Origin of the sequence: Microbacterium insulae (assembly GCF_042677065.1) — a bacterium.
In the GTDB taxonomy this organism is placed as follows: Bacteria; Actinomycetota; Actinomycetes; order Actinomycetales; family Microbacteriaceae; genus Microbacterium; species Microbacterium insulae.
This window is the reverse complement of sequence record NZ_JBHTII010000001.1, coordinates 1,654,702-1,669,807: the sequence shown is the minus strand read 5'-3', so window position 1 is coordinate 1,669,807 and position 15,106 is coordinate 1,654,702. Positions and strand designations below refer to the sequence as shown.

The window sequence follows — 15,106 nt, the reverse complement described above, 5'->3', positions numbered from 1 at the left end:
CACACTCGATCACCAATCGTGGACGGTGCCGTCGAGGAGCCGGTTCACCGGCAGCGAAGCCGCGGCGTACGGGAAGCGGGCAGCCGCCTCCTCATCGAACGTCACGCCCAGACCAGCGCCCGCGCCAGGGCGGAAGCACCCGTCGGCGAACGCGAAATCGGCACGGAATACCTCCGACACGATCGCGTCGTGCTGCATGTACTCCTGGATGCCGAACGCGTGATGGACGGTGTCGAGATGGATCGCCGCGGCCATGCCGATCGGCGAGATGTCGGTCGGACCGTGGATGGCGCTCTTGATCTGGTAGACCGCGCCGAAATCGAGGATGCGGCGCAGTCCGGTCAATCCGCCGGCGTGCGTCACGGCACTGCGGATGTAGTCGATCAGCTGCTCGGGCACGAGGGTGAGGTAGTCGACGATCGAATTGAACGTCTCCCCCGTCGCCAGCGGCACGGTCGTGTGCTCGCGAATGAGCCGGAACGATTCCTGATTCTCGGCCGTCGTCATGTCTTCGAGCCAGAACGGGCGATACTGCTCGAGCGCGCGTCCGAGCTGCGCCGCCTGGATGGGGGTGAGGCGGTGGTGCACGTCGTGCAGCAGATCGAGCTCGTCGCCGAACTCTCCACGGAGGCGCTCGAACACAGTCGGCAGATATCGCAGGTAGCGCCCGGTGTCCCAGACCTCCTCGCTCGGCACGCCACCGAGGCGGGCTGGTTCGTAGCGCCCCTCCGCCACGCCATAGCCGTTGCCCATTCCGGGCACGCCCACCTGCACCCGCACCGCGTCGAACCCTTGCGCGCGCCGCGCATGGACGGAATCGATGAGCTCCTCCACGTCTCGGCCGTGTGCATGGCCATAGGCGCGGATCGTCTCACGCGAACGCCCACCGAGCAGCTCGTGGACGGGCATCCCGGCGCTCTTGCCCTTGATGTCCCACAGCGCCATGTCGACGGCGGCGATCGCTGCCATCGTGATCGGGCCGCGCCGCCAGTACACGCCGCGGTAGAGGTACTGCCAAGTGTCTTCGATCCGGCTCGCGTCGCGCCCGATGAGCATCGGCACGACATGGTCCTTCAGGTAGGACGCGACCGCGAGCTCCCGGCCGTTCAACGTCGCGTCCCCGATGCCAACGACTCCGTCGGAAGTTCGCAGGATCAGCGTGACGAAGTTGCGTCCGGGGTTGCAGACGACGACGTCTGCGGATTCGATTCTCACTGTGCTCCCTGCGATCGGCATTGATGATGACATCGGATGATCGGGAGCTACTATACTCCAACTGGTAAGGCCGGTCAGGCCAATTTCGAATGGAGCGTCGCGTGTTCGCATCTGGAGCCCCGGGACACCCCCGCGCGATCACGATGTGGGACTTCTCGTGGCTGGAGCGCCGCTGGGCGGGCGCGGGGTACGAGGACTGGGACCGCGTCTTGGAAGAACTGGTCGAGCGGGGATACGACTCCGTGCGCATCGACGCCTACCCGCACCTCGTGGCCGGCGGCGCGAACACGACCTGGACGCTCACGCCCCGATGGAACCAGCAGGCGTGGGGCGCGCAGTCGCGAATCGACGTCGCGGTGTTCCCGTCGTTGCCCGAGTTCATCCGAGCAGCACGTCGCGCGGGCATCGGCGTTGCCCTGTCGACATGGTTCCGCGAAGACACGACGGACGCCCGGATGGCTCCCCGGCGGCCGGCCGACCTCGGCGCGCTGTGGGTCACGACCCTGTGCGCCCTCGACGATGCCGACGTGCTCGACGCGCTCGTTTACGTCGACCTGTGCAACGAGTTCCCCATGCCGCCGGGCGCTCCCTACCTCTACGGCCACGACAATGGTGAGCCGTTGCCGGTGGCTGGGGAGACGGTGCAGCAGTGGATGGCCGACGCGATCGGCGCCGTGCGCGCCGAGTACCCCGAACTGCGCTACGGGTTCTCGTTCGCCGAAGACATCCGCACCCTCCAGCACGCCGACATCTCCTCCCTCGACATCGCCGACCCCCACCTGTGGATGGCCGGCACCAGCGACTTCTACGACCGCGTCGGCTACAACTTCGAACGCTTCGACCCCGCCGGCTACGACAACGTCGTCGCCCACGGCAAGGCCACCTACCTCGCCCACCAAGACACCTACGACCAAAACATCTTCGACCAGATCGACCTCGCCGCCGACTGGTCCCGCCGAACCGGCGTGCCCCTGGCCACCACCGAATGCTGGTCCATCATCGACTACAAAGACTGGCCCGGCCTCGAATGGGACTGGGTCAAAGACCTCAACGAACGCGCCCTGCGCCACGCCGCCGCCACCGGACGATGGACCGCCCTGGCCACCTCCAACTTCTGCGGCCCCCAATTCCACGAGATGTGGCGCGACATCGAATACCACCACCGGCTGACCCACATCATCCACACCGCCCACATCGACCCCGACCTGGAGGACCTATGGACCTGAGAGTGACCGACGGCGCCGTCGACGTCGCCGCATTCCAGATGCCGTTCACGCGTCTGGCGAGCGCTGAGGCACGCGCCGAGTTCGTCCGCCGCCTGGAACAGCAGCGCGTCGACGCAGCCGACGAGCGCGAGCTCGATGTGCATGCCATCCGCGCGCTCGTCGACGCTGAGGTCGAGGAGCGCATCGTCCGTCAGCGACCGTTCCTCGCTGGGCCGGTCGCCGTGGAGCCGTGGATCGTGGACGGCGTGTACACCGATATCTTCACACCCGACAACGCCGATGCCGACCGGATCCTGATCAACCTCCACGGCGGCGGCTTCCAGATTGGAGCACGCACGGTCGGCCGACTCGAGTCACTGCCGATCGCGGCACTGAGCGGGATGAGAGTCGTGAGCGTCGACTACCGCATGGCCCCCGAGCACACGTTCCCGGCGGCAAGCGAAGATGTGCTCGCGGTCTACGACGCGCTCCTTCGGAACTACGCCCCGGGGCGCATCGGGATCTTCGGCAGCTCCGCCGGCGGCACCCTGGTCTCGCAGGCGGTCGCCTGGTTCGTCGAGCAGGGCCGCCCACTGCCCGGCGCGGTCGCGATGCTGTGCGGCACGGGACATCCCTGGTGGTCGGGCGACTCCGGCCATTTGGACTCGAAGCTGTACGGCACTCGCGGATTCGACCCGGATGCAGGCTGGTCCGCGGTGCCATACATGGCGGATGCCGATCCCGGCCTGAGCACGGCGAATCCGCTGCTGTGGCCCGAGGTGCTGGCGCAGTTCCCGCCTTCCCTGCTCGTGTCGGGAAGCCGCTCGTACGACCTCAGCTCGATCATCGACGCGCACAATCGGCTGAGCCTTGCGGGTGCACGGTCTAGCCTGCACGTGTGGGACGGCGTGGGGCACTGCTTCTACCTCCGTCCCGAACTGCCTGAGAGTCGCGAAGTCGAGCGGATCGTCGTCCAATTCTTCCAGCGGGAGCTCGCATCGGGCGACGCGCCGACCGCCTCTCGCCCCGCCCACATGAGGGGAGCTCGAGCATGACCGTGGTGAACCGAACGATTCCACGCGCCATCACGATGTGGGACTTCTCCTGGCTGGAGCGCCGCTGGGCCGGCGCCGGCTACGAGGACTGGCGCAGCATCCTGATCCAGCTCGCCGAGCGCGGCTACGACTCGGTGCGGATCGACGCCTACCCGCACCTCGTCGCGTCCGATGAGACGTCGACGTGGCCTCTGCTGCCGCAGTGGAATCAGCAGGCGTGGGGCGCACAGTCGCGGATCGACGTGCAGGTGATGCCCGCGCTCACCGAGTTCATGCGCACTGCGCAGCGCGAAGGGATCGGCGTGGCACTATCGACCTGGTTCCGCCAGGACGAGTCCGACACCCGCATGTCTCTGTCGAGCCCCGCCGCGATGGCGACGACGTGGATCGCCACGCTGCGCACGCTCGAACGCGAGGGCCTCGTCGACAGCATCCTGTACGTCGATCTGTGCAATGAGTTCCCGATGCCGGTCTGGGCGCCGTTCCTGTATGGCAGGGCCGAGGGTGAGCCGTTGCCGGTGGCTGGGGAGACGGTGCAGCAGTGGATGGCCGACGCGATCGGCGCCGTGCGCGCCGAGTACCCCGAACTGCGCTACGGGTTCTCGTTCGCCGAAGACATCCGCACCCTCCAGCACGCCGACATCTCCTCCCTCGACATCGCCGACCCCCACCTGTGGATGGCCGGCACCAGCGACTTCTACGACCGCGTCGGCTACAACTTCGAACGCTTCGACCCCGCCGGCTACGACAACGTCGTCGCCCACGGCAAGGCCACCTACCTCGCCCACCAAGACACCTACGACCAAAACATCTTCGACCAGATCGACCTCGCCGCCGACTGGTCCCGCCGAACCGGCGTGCCCCTGGCCACCACCGAATGCTGGTCCATCATCGACTACAAAGACTGGCCCGGCCTCGAATGGGACTGGGTCAAAGACCTCAACGAACGCGCCCTGCGCCACGCCGCCGCCACCGGACGATGGACCGCCCTGGCCACCTCCAACTTCTGCGGCCCCCAATTCCACGAGATGTGGCGCGACATCGAATACCACCACCGGCTGACCCACATCATCCACACCGCCCACATCGACCCCGACCTGGAGGGACTCCCCGCATGAGCACCGAGGCGAAGCGGCCGAACGTCATCTGGATCCTCGTGGACCAGTTCCGCGGGCAGTCGCTCTCGCTCATGCGCGATCCGAACGTGCGCACGCCGCACCTCGACCGGCTCGCGTACGAGGGATGCCACTTCCCGCGAGCCCTGTCGGGCACCCCGCTATGCACCCCGGCGCGCGGTTCGTTCCTGACTGGCCGCTACCCGCACGCCTCCACGGCGCCGACGCACGACTCGCCTATGGACGAGACGGTGCCCACCATCGCCACGGTGCTTGGCGAGGAGGGATACGACACGTGCTACATCGGCAAGTGGCACCTCGACGGACGCGAGCGCGCCAGTACCGACGCGGCGCACGAAGAGGAGGCGCGCACGCGGTTCATCCCGCCCGAGCGCCGGGGGGACTTCGGCTCGTGGTTCGGGTTCGAGTACAGCAACCGGCCTTTCGACACGATCGTCAACGTCGACACCCCCGACGGCCCCGGGCTGCGGGAGCTGCCGGGCTTCCAGTCCGACGTGCTCACCGACCTGCTCATCGACTGGCTCGCAGCGCGCGGAGCGGAAGCGGGTCCGTTCTTCGCCGTACTGTCGATCGAGCCGCCCCACTCTCCCTACCTCGCGCCCGCCGATGCGATGGCGCGCCATCACCCCGACGACATCGTGTTCCGCGGGAACGTCCCCGAGTCCGCCGAGGTCAGAGACCAGGCGGCACGGGAACTGGCGGGGTACTACGCCGCAATCGAACAAGTCGACGAGGGGGTCGGACGACTTCGCGCCGCGCTCGCTGACCTGGGCATCGCCGACGAGACCTATCTGATGTTCTTCTCGGATCACGGGGACATGCACGGGTCGCATGGTCAGTTCCGCAAGACCGCTCCGTGGGAAGAGGCCATCCGCATCCCCTTCATCGTCGGCGGCGCACGATCGCGCGACCACCAGGAGCTCTCCTACGCGGCGATCGACTCGCTCGTCAACCACGTCGACGTCGCCCCGACGACGCTCGGGCTGTGCGGGGTCGACACGCCCGACTGGATGCAGGGGCACGACTACAGCGGTCGCATCCTCGAAGAGCACTGGCACTCGATCGAGGCCCCGCCCGGCGAGCCGGTCGATGCGTACCTCAGCCTGCCGATTCCGACGCTGCACGAGCACTCGGTCGATCGGGCCTACCGCGGCATCGTCACCAAGGACGATTGGAAGTACGTCTGCCTCGAAGGGCAGCCATGGCTGATGTTCGATCTGACCTCCGATCCGTTGGAGCAGGTCAACCTCGCCCACAACACCCGCTACGCGTCGAAGCGCGCCGAGCTGCATCGTGCGCTGCGCGTGCTGATCGAGCGCACCGGCGACACCTTCGGCCTTCCGGAGCTCGACTGATGACCGGGCTGGTGACGGTCGGTGAGACGATGGCGCTGCTATCCGCGCCGGGCGAGGGCCACCTACGCCACCAGCGCTCGCTCGACCTCCGGATCGGCGGTGCCGAGTCGAACGCCGCGATCGCCGTCCGCCGGCTCGGCACGCCGGCCGCATGGATCGGGCGCCTCGGACGGGACGGAATGGGCGACCTTGTCGAGTCCACGCTGCGTGGCGAGGGTGTCGACGTGCACGTGGTGCGGACCGACACCCCGACGTCGATCATGGTCAAGGAACGGCGCCCCGGCGGCGCGACGCACGTGCGCTATTACCGCCGGGGCGGCCCGGGGTCGGAGCTCTCGCCGCGGGACCTCGACGAGGCGGTGATCGCCGGCGCGGGCATCCTGCACGTCACGGGCATCACCCCGGCCCTGAGTGCGTCGGCGGCCGAGACGGTGTTCGCGGCGATCGAGATCGCCCGCGGTGCGGGCGTCGATGTCTCGTTCGACGTCAACTGGCGGCCCACGTTGTGGGCAGCGACCGATGCGACTCCCGTGCTGCACGAAATCGCTAGTCGTGCCGACGTCGTGTTCGTCGGCGACGACGAGGTCGAGTTGCTCGCACCGAGGGCCGACAACGAGCTCGCGCAGGCGCACGCCCTCGCAAGGCTCGGCGTGCGCGAGGTGGTCGTCAAGCGCGGCGCTCGCGGCGCCGTCGCGCTGCTCGATGACGTTCTCGTCGAGCAGGACGCCTTTCCCGTTCGCGTGGTCGACCCTGTAGGCGCCGGCGACGCGTTCGCGGGCGCCTACCTCGCCGAGCTGCTGGCGGGGTCACCGGTCGAGCAGCGCTTGCGCACCGCGGCAGCGTGCGGAGCGCTGGCGACTACGATCGTCGGCGATTGGGAGGCCGCTCCGACCGTGGACGACCTCGCGACGTTCCTCGGTGGTCCCGGGGTGAGGCGCTAACAGCGGATGGCTCGGCTCATCGCCGCCGTCGCGGCAGCGTCGGGGATCGAGTCGGCCGAGCCCTGGCGCGAGACGCACACCGCGGCGGCGGTCGCGGCATCCGTCATGGCCTCGTCCCACGCGGCGCCGCGCGCGAGGGCTGCCGCGAGGTATCCCGCGAAGGTGTCGCCCGCCGCCGTCGTGTCGACCACTTCGACGCTCACGGCAGGGTGGTCGCTGCGGTCGCCGTCGCGGTGAAGCGCGGCCCCTCGCGATCCTCGCGTGTGCACGACCGTGATGTCGTGATCGCGGGCGATGCGCGCCGCGGCGGCGTCGAGCGCCGGCTCGGTGACGGGTGCGGCGTCTTGCGTTGGGCCGTCGAGTCGGACAGCCAGGTCGGCCAGTTCGGAGTCGTTGACGATGAGCACGTCGATCGCGGCGAGGAGGTCGACGGTGCCGGCCCGGACCGGAGCGGCGTTCAGCACGACGAGCGCGCCGGCCCGCCGTGCGGCGTCGACGCCCGCGCGCACGGCGCCTGCCGGGATCTCCTGCTGCAGCAGCACGACGGACGGGCGGCGGGACGCGATCGCTTGGTCGACGTGAGCGGGCGCGAGCGCCGCGTTCGCGCCGGGCACGACGACGATCGAATTCTCGCCGTCGGCGACGATCGTCACGACCGCGAGCCCTGACGTCGCTGTCGGACGCGCGATGGCGTGGGTGTCGATGCTCTCGCCGCGGAGCAGGTTCACGATGTCGTCGCCCGTCGCGTCCTGCCCGACGGCGGCGACGAACGCGACATCGGCGCCCGCGCGCCGCGCGGCGACCGCCTGGTTCAGTCCCTTGCCGCCGATCGCGAACGAGGCATCGTCGGCCAGGCACGTCTCGCCCGGGCGGGCGAAGCTCTGCTGGCGGATCCGGAGGTCGCGATTGGCGCTGCCGACCACGACGACGACGCCCACGTCAGCGCTCCGCGAGAGCCGACGTGCGCGCGGCGAGGTCGCTGATCCGCGAGTTGTCGAACCCGAAGAGCGCCGAGCGCGTCCGGTCGTGAAGCGGATCGGCGAGGTGTGCGGGGATACCCGCTGTGCCGGCGAGGATGCCCGCGACCGAACCGACCGTGGCCGCGTCCGAGTCGGTGTCCCATCCGCCCATCACGGTGTTGCCGATCGCGACGGCGAAGTCGCCCTCGCTCCACAGCAGACCGACGGCGACGTTGGCCGCGTTGTTGATCGTGTGCACCCACGAATACTCGCCGTACGTCGCGCGAACCTCGGCGAGCGCGGCCTCCCACGAGGTGCCGCTGTCGGACAGGTGAATCACATGCCCGATCGCAGCGGCGAGTCGGGAACGCGGAGGAACGACCGCGAGCGCACGCGTGATGGCATCCCGCGCGTCGGCCGCGGTGAACGCGGCGGCGACGAGTGCCGCCGACCACATCTCCCCGTAGACGCCGTTGCCCGTGTGCGAGAGCGTGGCATCCTGATACGCGAGGCTTGCGGCCGCCCACGGATCGCCGGGATTGACGTATCCGAAGACGTCGCCGCGGATCTGCGCACCGATCCACTCGCGGTAGGGATTGCGGAATCGCGCCGTCTCGGGAGCGCGGAGCCCGCGCGCGAGATTGATGTAGGCCGCGCGCTCGGCGGTGTAGGTCTGGCGTAGAGGCAGCATCTCGGTCCACAGCTCGCCGACGTCATCGGGCCCGAAGTCACGGCCACGGCGTTCGAGCAGCCAGAGCGCGAAGATCGCGTAGTCGACGTCGTCGTCGCGCGCGCCACCGTTGATTCGGCCGCGGACCGCCTCCGGCCAGCTCTCGTTGAGCTCGAACCGCTCCGGCATGGGCTCGAGGACCGGCACGTAGTCTCGCAGCGGGTACGCGCCCGCGAGCTCGAGGTAGTCGGCGATGTGCGCCGGGGTCCAATGGTCCCCCCACTCGAGTGGCTTGCCCAGGTTGCACCCGGCGATCCGGCCCAGCCAGCCGGCGTGCACGGCGTCGCGGAAGTCGCGACCGGTCACATTGTCAGCTCGTGGGGTGTTGCCAATCGCGTCGCGGATCTCGCCGAGCGTCTCGGGCTCCTCCCACGGCCACGCTCCACGGGATGCAGCGGCCATGGCATCGACGATTCCGAGGATGCCGGCGTCGTCGTTCGTCTCGAGAGCGTTGGCGGCAACGACGAGGTCATCCACGTCGTAGCCGGTCTCTCGGCGTTGGACCACCTCTGCCGAGAGAAGCGCGATCGGAAGGAGCGGATCCTGGAGATCTGTCACTAGTCGCGCGTCGAGCTGGGGCTGGGGCGAGACGTCGAGCATTTCTTCTCCTGTGGTGAGACGGCGCCGATTCAAACTGGCCTGACCGGCTTGACCAGTATAGATTGGCGATGGCAGGACCGCCAGAACAATTCGGAAGGAGCCGGCGTGACTCGCGTCATCCTAGAGACCGACTCTGCGCCGCACATGAGCAGGCACGCCGGCTGCTCCTGCGGGTGCGGTTCGCCGTCGCGCGAGCAGTTCGTCGATCTCGGCACGCCGGACCCTGCGCCCCGGTATCCGTCCGGCGGCGCAAGCCACGCGATCGAACAGGTGGCCGTGCCCGCCGGGATTTTCACAATGGGCGACTCTTCGGGCGACGCGAATTCCGGAGACGGAGAACTGCCGCGGCACGTCGTGCGACTCGCGGAGTTCACCATCGACGCGACACCCATCACCAATGACGACTTCGCCCGATTTGTAGCTGAGACCGGCCACCGCACCGAGGCCGAGGTGTGGGGGTTCTCGGCCGTGTTCCATCTGGCCGTGGCCGCCCCTCCCCGCGACGTGATGGGTCCCGCCGCCGGGACACCTTGGTGGCTCGGCGTGCGCGGAGCCGACTGGGCGCACCCGGGTGGTCGGGACTCGTCGCTCGACGGCCTTGGTGACCACCCGGTCGTGCATGTCTCGTGGACCGACGCGGACGCGTACTGCACATGGGCCGGTCGGCGCCTGCCGACCGAGGCGGAGTGGGAGTACGCCTCGCGCGGCGGACTCGAAGGGGCGACCTACCCGTGGGGAGACGATGACGTGTATGCCGGCGGGTGGCGAGCGAACATCTTCCAGGGCGAGTTCCCCGCGAGCAACACGATCGAGGACGGATTCCTCACCACCGCGCCCGTGCGCACCTTCGCCCCGAACGGATACGGTCTCTGGCAGACCGTCGGAAACGTGTGGGAATGGTGTCACGATTGGTTCGACCCCCGCGCGTACACCGCGGCACCGGTCACCGATCCGCGCGGTCCGTCCCACGGTCAGGCTCGAGTGCTGCGCGGCGGAAGCTACCTTTGCCACAGCTCGTATTGCAACCGGTACCGCAACTCCGCGCGCTCATCGAACACGCCCGACTCCTCGATGGGCAACGCCGGATTCCGCACGGCGGCTCTCTGAATCCTCTTTCAGGCGGCGCGGTCGATCAGCACGATGACCGCTGCTGTCACCCCGACCGCGAAGACGAACGTGCCCAGGCTCGCGAGCGCGGCGCCTCCCGGCATCCGATTCGGTTCTGCCCCACCCGAGAGTACGAGCGTCGCCGCCCGCAGACGCCGACGCCCGAGCACCCAGACCCCGCTCGCGAACAGCAGCCCGACGACCCCTGCCAGCGCCCACCACGGGTCGCCGAGCGATGCCGGCAGAAGGCGGAGTGCGACGAGGGATCCGATGGCGATCGTGAGCGCCGTGCGCCGCCACGCGAGCTCGGTGCGCTCGGGCTGCAGTCCGGGATCGGACGGAAGAGCCGTCATCGCAGGACGATCGCGAACACGAGGAACACGCCCGCGATTGTGACGGCGACTCCGAGTGTCGCGCCCAGCGGGGAGGCGGGCAGGGGTCGGTCCTCGCGCAGTGCCCGTTCGGTGCGCATCCAGCCGATCCACGCGAGCACAGGGATCAGCATGCCCACCACGACGAGGATGAGCGATGCTGCGAGCCGCAGTCCCGCGTGGAGGTCGAGGCCGAGAAGTTCGAGCGCGACGCCGGCTGCGAGAAACGCGAGGGCTGTGCGGATCCAAGCGAGGAACGTGCGTTCGTTGGCCAGCGTGAAGCGGGCGTCGGGCTCTTGGCCGCGTGAGTAGACCGAGGCCGGGAATCGATGCATCTTCCCCATCGTGCCAGAGTCAACGACGATGTCGTACTACTGGTATGACCAGCACGTCCCATCCGTCGAGGAGCACCGACTCCACCAGGTATCTCAGTGCGAGGCGGTCCGGATCAGCTTGGAGAGCGGATGTCCCTCGCCGAGTGTCGACAGCGACGCGACACCGTCGAGACCATCGCCAGGGAGCGCCGCGAAGCGCGCCGTCTGCTCCACCTCGGCGACGAGATCACGAAAGCGATCGCTGATGAGCGAGACCGGAACACACCGCCGACGGCGGCGACGGCAGGGCCGTCCGCGCGCGTGCCCGTACATGCGGACCCTGTCGCACACGCGGCCGCCGAGGAGCTCGTGCGCCGGGGCGTCTAAGTGTTTGCCGGTGATGTCCCAGAGAGCCTGATCGATCCCGCTGATCGCGCTCGAGAGGACAGGGCCGCCGCGGTCGAAGGCGCCGCGGTACATGACCTGCCAATGGTGCTCGATCCGCCGCGGGTCCTGGCCGATCAGGTATTCCGCAAGGTCGTGAACCTGCGCTCGACGACCCTCGCCTGACCTTCCACGATCGGTTCGCCCCAGCCGGTGAGTCCCGTGTCGGTGTCGATCGCGACGAAGAGCCAGCGCGGCAGTACATGGAAGGTGCGTACGGTGGTGATGCGCATGAGTGAGCGCCTCAGCCGTGGGCAGTCACGATGCCGCGCCGAAGTCGCTGGATCCGCTGCCTGTCATCGAGGACGATCGAGCGCAGCAGATCGATCGGCGCCTTAGGCTCACGTGCTTCGTTGAGGAGGCCATTGCGTTCCTGGAGCGTGTCGGTGAGCTGGGTGTAGCAGAATCCCGCGAACGCGCTGTCGTGCGCGGCGGCGAAATGCGCGGCGACCGTGTCGACGAACGCCTCCTCGTCCGGCACGACTCCGTACCCTTCCCACGTGTCGGCAGCCCGTGAGTATGAAACCCCACCGAACTCACTCAGGACGACGGGCACATCCGCCGCGCCCGGGTCGAGTGCGACGCGCCGGCCGCCGACGTAGCCGTCCGCGACGGCGCGTTCCATGAGCTCGGCCGAGCCGTACCGCGCGATCAATTCGCGCGCCGAAGCCGAGTAGTCGTGAATGCCCACGATGTCGCCCGCGACGTATTGCCATCCGTCGTTGCCGAGCACGAGGCGGGACGGGTCGAGCGCACGGAGCATGTGCACGAGTGCGCGGACCGCTTCCTGTTGGGTGCGGTCGCTGCCCAGGTCCGGCACGCCCCAGCTCTCGTTGAAAGGCACCCAGGCGATCACACAGGGGTGGCTCACGTCTCGTTCGACGATGCCCTGCCACTCCTGGACGGTGCGCGTGAAGGAGAGCGCGGTGAATTCGTACGACGCAGGCGAATCGGCCCAGACGACCAGGCCGAGACGGTCGCACCAGTAGAGGAAGCGCGGGTCGGCGACGACCTGGTGCATGCGAACTCCGTTGAAACCGAGTTCCCGCACGAGTTCGACTTCTCGCCGAAGGGCGTCAGCGTCCGGCGCGGCCAGATGCGTGTCGGGCCAGTACGCCTGCTCGAGGACGAGGCGCAGAGGGTACGGCCGGCCGTTGAGCAGGAAGCGTCGATTGTCGACGCCGACCGTGCGGAGCCCGACGTATGACTCCGCGTGATCTAGGACGCCGCCGCCGCGCACGAGCCGTATGCGAGCGTCGATGAGGGTGGGCGATTCCGGCGACCACTGCAACCGTTCGGGCTCCGCTTCCAGGCGGGAGTCGCGGAGTTCGATCACTCCCTTCGCGTAGCCATCGGCGACGGACAGCGTCGTGCGCGCGAGCACGTCCCCCTCGTGAGTGAGCGTGATCTCGACGGAATCGCCCGGCTCGGCGCCCGTCACGCTCACGTCCGCGCGGAGCCGTCCCGATGCGGTGACCGGCTGCCATGCGACTTTCTGGATGCGCGCAGGCGGGGCCACTTCCCACCACACTTCGCGCCAGATTCCCGTTGTGCGGCGGTACCAGATGACGTGCGACGGCTCTTCCCAGTCCTGCTTTCCTCGTGGTTGTTCGAGCGAGGTCGAGGAGTCGAATGCGCGGACGACGATCGTCTGAGCGTCCCCTGGCGCCAGCGCATCGGTGATATCGGCGGAGAATCCGACGCTGCCGCCGACGTGATGAGCGACGTGGACGGAGTTGACCCAGACGTCGGCGATGTAGTCCACGGCGGTGAAGTGCAGGATCACCCGGCGGCCGTCCTCCGGGGGCCGGCGGTCGATCACACGCCGGTACCAGACGCGCTCGACGCGGGCGACCCCGATTCCGGATGCGGGGCTCTCGGGGGGAAAGGGCACCTCGATGCTCATCGGGAAGACGACCGGTTCGCGGTGCCAGTGCTCGCGGCTCCCGATGTCGGCATCGTCTATCGCGAACTCCCATTGACCGTTCAGGCTCTCCCAGTCTTCTCGGATGAGCTGTGGGCGCGGGTGCAGCACGTGGTTGTTCATCGCCCGTCCTCCGCAGCGGCTTCTGCGACGAAGTCGACTCTGCCGAACGTGTGTGGTGCCGCGCCCGTGAGGGTCGCCCAGACGGTTCGTGTTCCCGCGACGACGGACTCGACGATGTCGATCTCGCCCGCCGCCGGCGTGCCATCATCCGCAGTCACCGACGCACGGAACTCGCCGGCGATGTCCGCAGCGAGATCGAGTCCGACCTTCACGGTCGCGTTCGCGTCGTCCGCCGTCCCGAACCGGATCGTTGCCGTGGTCTCGTCGACGTCGGACCAGGCTCGCGTGTCGCGATCCTCGATGTGAACGCGAGTCCGGCTGACGCGGCGACGCGCAGTCGATACGTCCGGTGTCTCTGTCGAGATGAGGGCGACGGCGCCGCGCTCCAAGCGGAGCGGCTCGGCCCCGAGCGGGCGGCGCGCGTCATGCCCGGTCGAATCGAGAAGCGCGACGAAGAGGTCGCTGCGCCCGGTGTCGATGCGGATGTCGACGTCGACGATGGAGCGATTCCACACCAGCACGGCGGCGGAGCGGTCGTCGGCGGACGCGATGGCGCCGACGCCGTCCGGTCCGTCGACACGGACGGCGCGCCGATCAACGGGCATCGACTGGTAGAACTCGTAGACGCGATACAGGGGCTTGGCGGCACCGTCGATATCGATCATGCCGGAGTAGTTGTCGTTCCCGCTGTCCAGGAACTGGGCCCAGCTGACGCGGGTCAGAGAGGGCGACCCGAGGAGCAGGTCGAGATCGGCGGCGAATGCCGCAGCCAGCAGGTGGGAGTCCTGCAGTCCACCCCGGGGATAGTCGATCACGAACGAGTTGTACTCGTTGAGGTGCAGTTCGACCTCGGCCAGATGGGGGAACTCGGCGAGAGCGTCGAGGACCGTCTGCAGTGCGGGGCCGATCCCGTAGGTGCCGTAGTGATGGAACGAGAGGAAGTCCAGCGGCAGATCTTCCTCGACCACTGCACGCAGGAACGGGCGCAGCCAGTGCGCATTCTTCGCGACCGACGCCAGTGCCGGTCCTCCGACCCTGGCAGTCGGGTCGACGGCGCGGATCGCGCGAGAGGTCTTGCGATACAGGTCGAGATAGTCGTCGAAGTCGCCTGCATAGAACACCGGCTCGCCCGTTCGCTCATCACGCAGGTCTGGCTCGTTGTACACCTCGTGGTAGCCAATGGCGACGCCGCGCTCGGCCGCGCCCCGCACATACTCGGTGACGAGCTGCACCCACAGAGTGTCGTCGACGTCCATGGTCCGCCAGTCAGCACCGCTCGGGCGCGCAGCGTTCGGCACGTAGCTGTACGCCCAGTACGGTCGCACGCCCACCTCGTCGAGGAACTCGGCGATCGCGTCCGTCTCTACGAAGTCGTATGCGACGACATCACCGTCGACTGAGATCAGTTCGCGTGTCCACGGCATCCACTCGGCGCCCCACCCGAGATCGATGCGCAGATGCTCGGGGTGGGCCCGTCGGAAGTAGTCCGCGTCCCGGCGATAGGTCGGAAGTGTCACGAGTCCTGAGTTGAAGAGGGCGATGCGATCGTGCGAGAGCGGGTGATCCGCGAGGCGGGAGAAGTCGACCGCGATCGTGGCCGAGGTGGAGACGGGTTTCATGTGAGGTC

The 15,106-nt window shown here is 68.4% G+C and carries 15 protein-coding genes; 6 read left to right on the top strand and 9 right to left on the bottom strand.

Going from position 1 to position 15,106, the window contains the following annotated elements; all coding sequences use genetic code 11:
- Positions 1 to 9 precede the first annotated feature (9 nt).
- The gene (gene manD, locus ACFQ0P_RS07790) at positions 10 to 1,215 is read right to left on the bottom strand and encodes a D-mannonate dehydratase ManD (protein WP_204978051.1); all 1,206 of its coding nucleotides are present in this window, start codon (positions 1,213 to 1,215) and stop codon (positions 10 to 12) included.
- A gap of 101 nt (positions 1,216 to 1,316) precedes the next feature.
- On the opposite strand from manD, the gene ACFQ0P_RS07785 reads away from it, so the two are divergent.
- From ACFQ0P_RS07785 to ACFQ0P_RS07765, 5 genes are read left to right on the top strand one after another with little or no spacing between them, the layout of a single operon-like run.
- Positions 1,317 to 2,441, top strand: coding sequence for a cellulase-like family protein (locus ACFQ0P_RS07785; RefSeq protein WP_204978050.1), 1,125 nt, complete (start codon positions 1,317 to 1,319; stop codon positions 2,439 to 2,441).
- Positions 2,432 to 3,475, top strand: a complete 1,044-nt coding sequence (locus ACFQ0P_RS07780; RefSeq protein ID WP_204978048.1) for an alpha/beta hydrolase — start codon at positions 2,432 to 2,434, stop codon at positions 3,473 to 3,475. Before ACFQ0P_RS07785 ends, ACFQ0P_RS07780 begins: the two co-directional genes overlap by 10 nt.
- Positions 3,472 to 4,593, top strand: coding sequence for a cellulase-like family protein (locus tag ACFQ0P_RS07775; protein ID WP_204978046.1), 1,122 nt, complete (start codon positions 3,472 to 3,474; stop codon positions 4,591 to 4,593). The genes ACFQ0P_RS07780 and ACFQ0P_RS07775 overlap by 4 nt, the downstream gene beginning before the upstream one ends.
- Entirely contained in the window at positions 4,590 to 5,966 is a 1,377-nt protein-coding gene (locus ACFQ0P_RS07770; RefSeq protein ID WP_204978044.1) for a sulfatase family protein, read from the top strand. The genes ACFQ0P_RS07775 and ACFQ0P_RS07770 overlap by 4 nt, the downstream gene beginning before the upstream one ends.
- On the top strand, positions 5,966 to 6,907 hold the full coding sequence (locus ACFQ0P_RS07765) for a sugar kinase (RefSeq protein ID WP_204978043.1): 942 nt from the start codon (positions 5,966 to 5,968) through the stop codon (positions 6,905 to 6,907). The genes ACFQ0P_RS07770 and ACFQ0P_RS07765 overlap by 1 nt, the downstream gene beginning before the upstream one ends.
- Here ACFQ0P_RS07765 and ACFQ0P_RS07760 read toward each other — a convergent pair.
- Together ACFQ0P_RS07760 and ACFQ0P_RS07755 are read right to left on the bottom strand one after the other, a co-directional pair.
- Positions 6,904 to 7,845, bottom strand: a complete 942-nt coding sequence (locus ACFQ0P_RS07760; RefSeq protein ID WP_204978042.1) for a ribokinase — start codon at positions 7,843 to 7,845, stop codon at positions 6,904 to 6,906. The genes ACFQ0P_RS07765 and ACFQ0P_RS07760 overlap by 4 nt on opposite strands.
- Before the next feature lies 1 nt (position 7,846).
- Positions 7,847 to 9,196 carry an ADP-ribosylglycohydrolase family protein gene (locus tag ACFQ0P_RS07755; protein ID WP_204978041.1) on the bottom strand — a complete coding sequence of 450 codons (1,350 nt, stop codon included), beginning with the start codon at positions 9,194 to 9,196 and terminating at the stop codon, positions 7,847 to 7,849.
- Positions 9,197 to 9,340: 144 nt separating this feature from the next.
- Between ACFQ0P_RS07755 and ACFQ0P_RS07750 the strand changes: the two genes are divergently transcribed.
- Positions 9,341 to 10,303 (top strand): formylglycine-generating enzyme family protein, encoded by a 963-nt coding sequence (locus ACFQ0P_RS07750; protein WP_204981311.1) that lies wholly within the window; start codon positions 9,341 to 9,343, stop codon positions 10,301 to 10,303.
- A gap of 8 nt (positions 10,304 to 10,311) precedes the next feature.
- Here ACFQ0P_RS07750 and ACFQ0P_RS07745 read toward each other — a convergent pair whose 3' ends face one another.
- The 6 genes from ACFQ0P_RS07745 to ACFQ0P_RS07720 form a co-directional block, all read right to left on the bottom strand.
- On the bottom strand, positions 10,312 to 10,656 hold the full coding sequence (locus ACFQ0P_RS07745) for a DUF202 domain-containing protein (RefSeq protein ID WP_204978040.1): 345 nt from the start codon (positions 10,654 to 10,656) through the stop codon (positions 10,312 to 10,314).
- The gene (locus tag ACFQ0P_RS07740; protein WP_204981310.1) at positions 10,653 to 11,009 is read right to left on the bottom strand and encodes a YidH family protein; all 357 of its coding nucleotides are present in this window, start codon (positions 11,007 to 11,009) and stop codon (positions 10,653 to 10,655) included. The genes ACFQ0P_RS07745 and ACFQ0P_RS07740 overlap by 4 nt, the downstream gene beginning before the upstream one ends.
- A gap of 93 nt (positions 11,010 to 11,102) precedes the next feature.
- Entirely contained in the window at positions 11,103 to 11,510 is a 408-nt protein-coding gene (locus tag ACFQ0P_RS07735; RefSeq protein WP_378772370.1) for a hypothetical protein, read from the bottom strand.
- Positions 11,510 to 11,665: a hypothetical protein gene (locus tag ACFQ0P_RS07730; RefSeq protein WP_378771823.1), complete on the bottom strand. Its 156-nt coding sequence runs from the start codon at positions 11,663 to 11,665 to the stop codon at positions 11,510 to 11,512. The genes ACFQ0P_RS07735 and ACFQ0P_RS07730 overlap by 1 nt, the downstream gene beginning before the upstream one ends.
- A gap of 11 nt (positions 11,666 to 11,676) precedes the next feature.
- Positions 11,677 to 13,479, bottom strand: coding sequence for a glycoside hydrolase family 2 TIM barrel-domain containing protein (locus ACFQ0P_RS07725; protein WP_204978039.1), 1,803 nt, complete (start codon positions 13,477 to 13,479; stop codon positions 11,677 to 11,679).
- Positions 13,476 to 15,098, bottom strand: a complete 1,623-nt coding sequence (locus ACFQ0P_RS07720; RefSeq protein WP_204978038.1) for a GH39 family glycosyl hydrolase — start codon at positions 15,096 to 15,098, stop codon at positions 13,476 to 13,478. The genes ACFQ0P_RS07725 and ACFQ0P_RS07720 overlap by 4 nt, the downstream gene beginning before the upstream one ends.
- Positions 15,099 to 15,106: the final 8 nt, after the last annotated feature.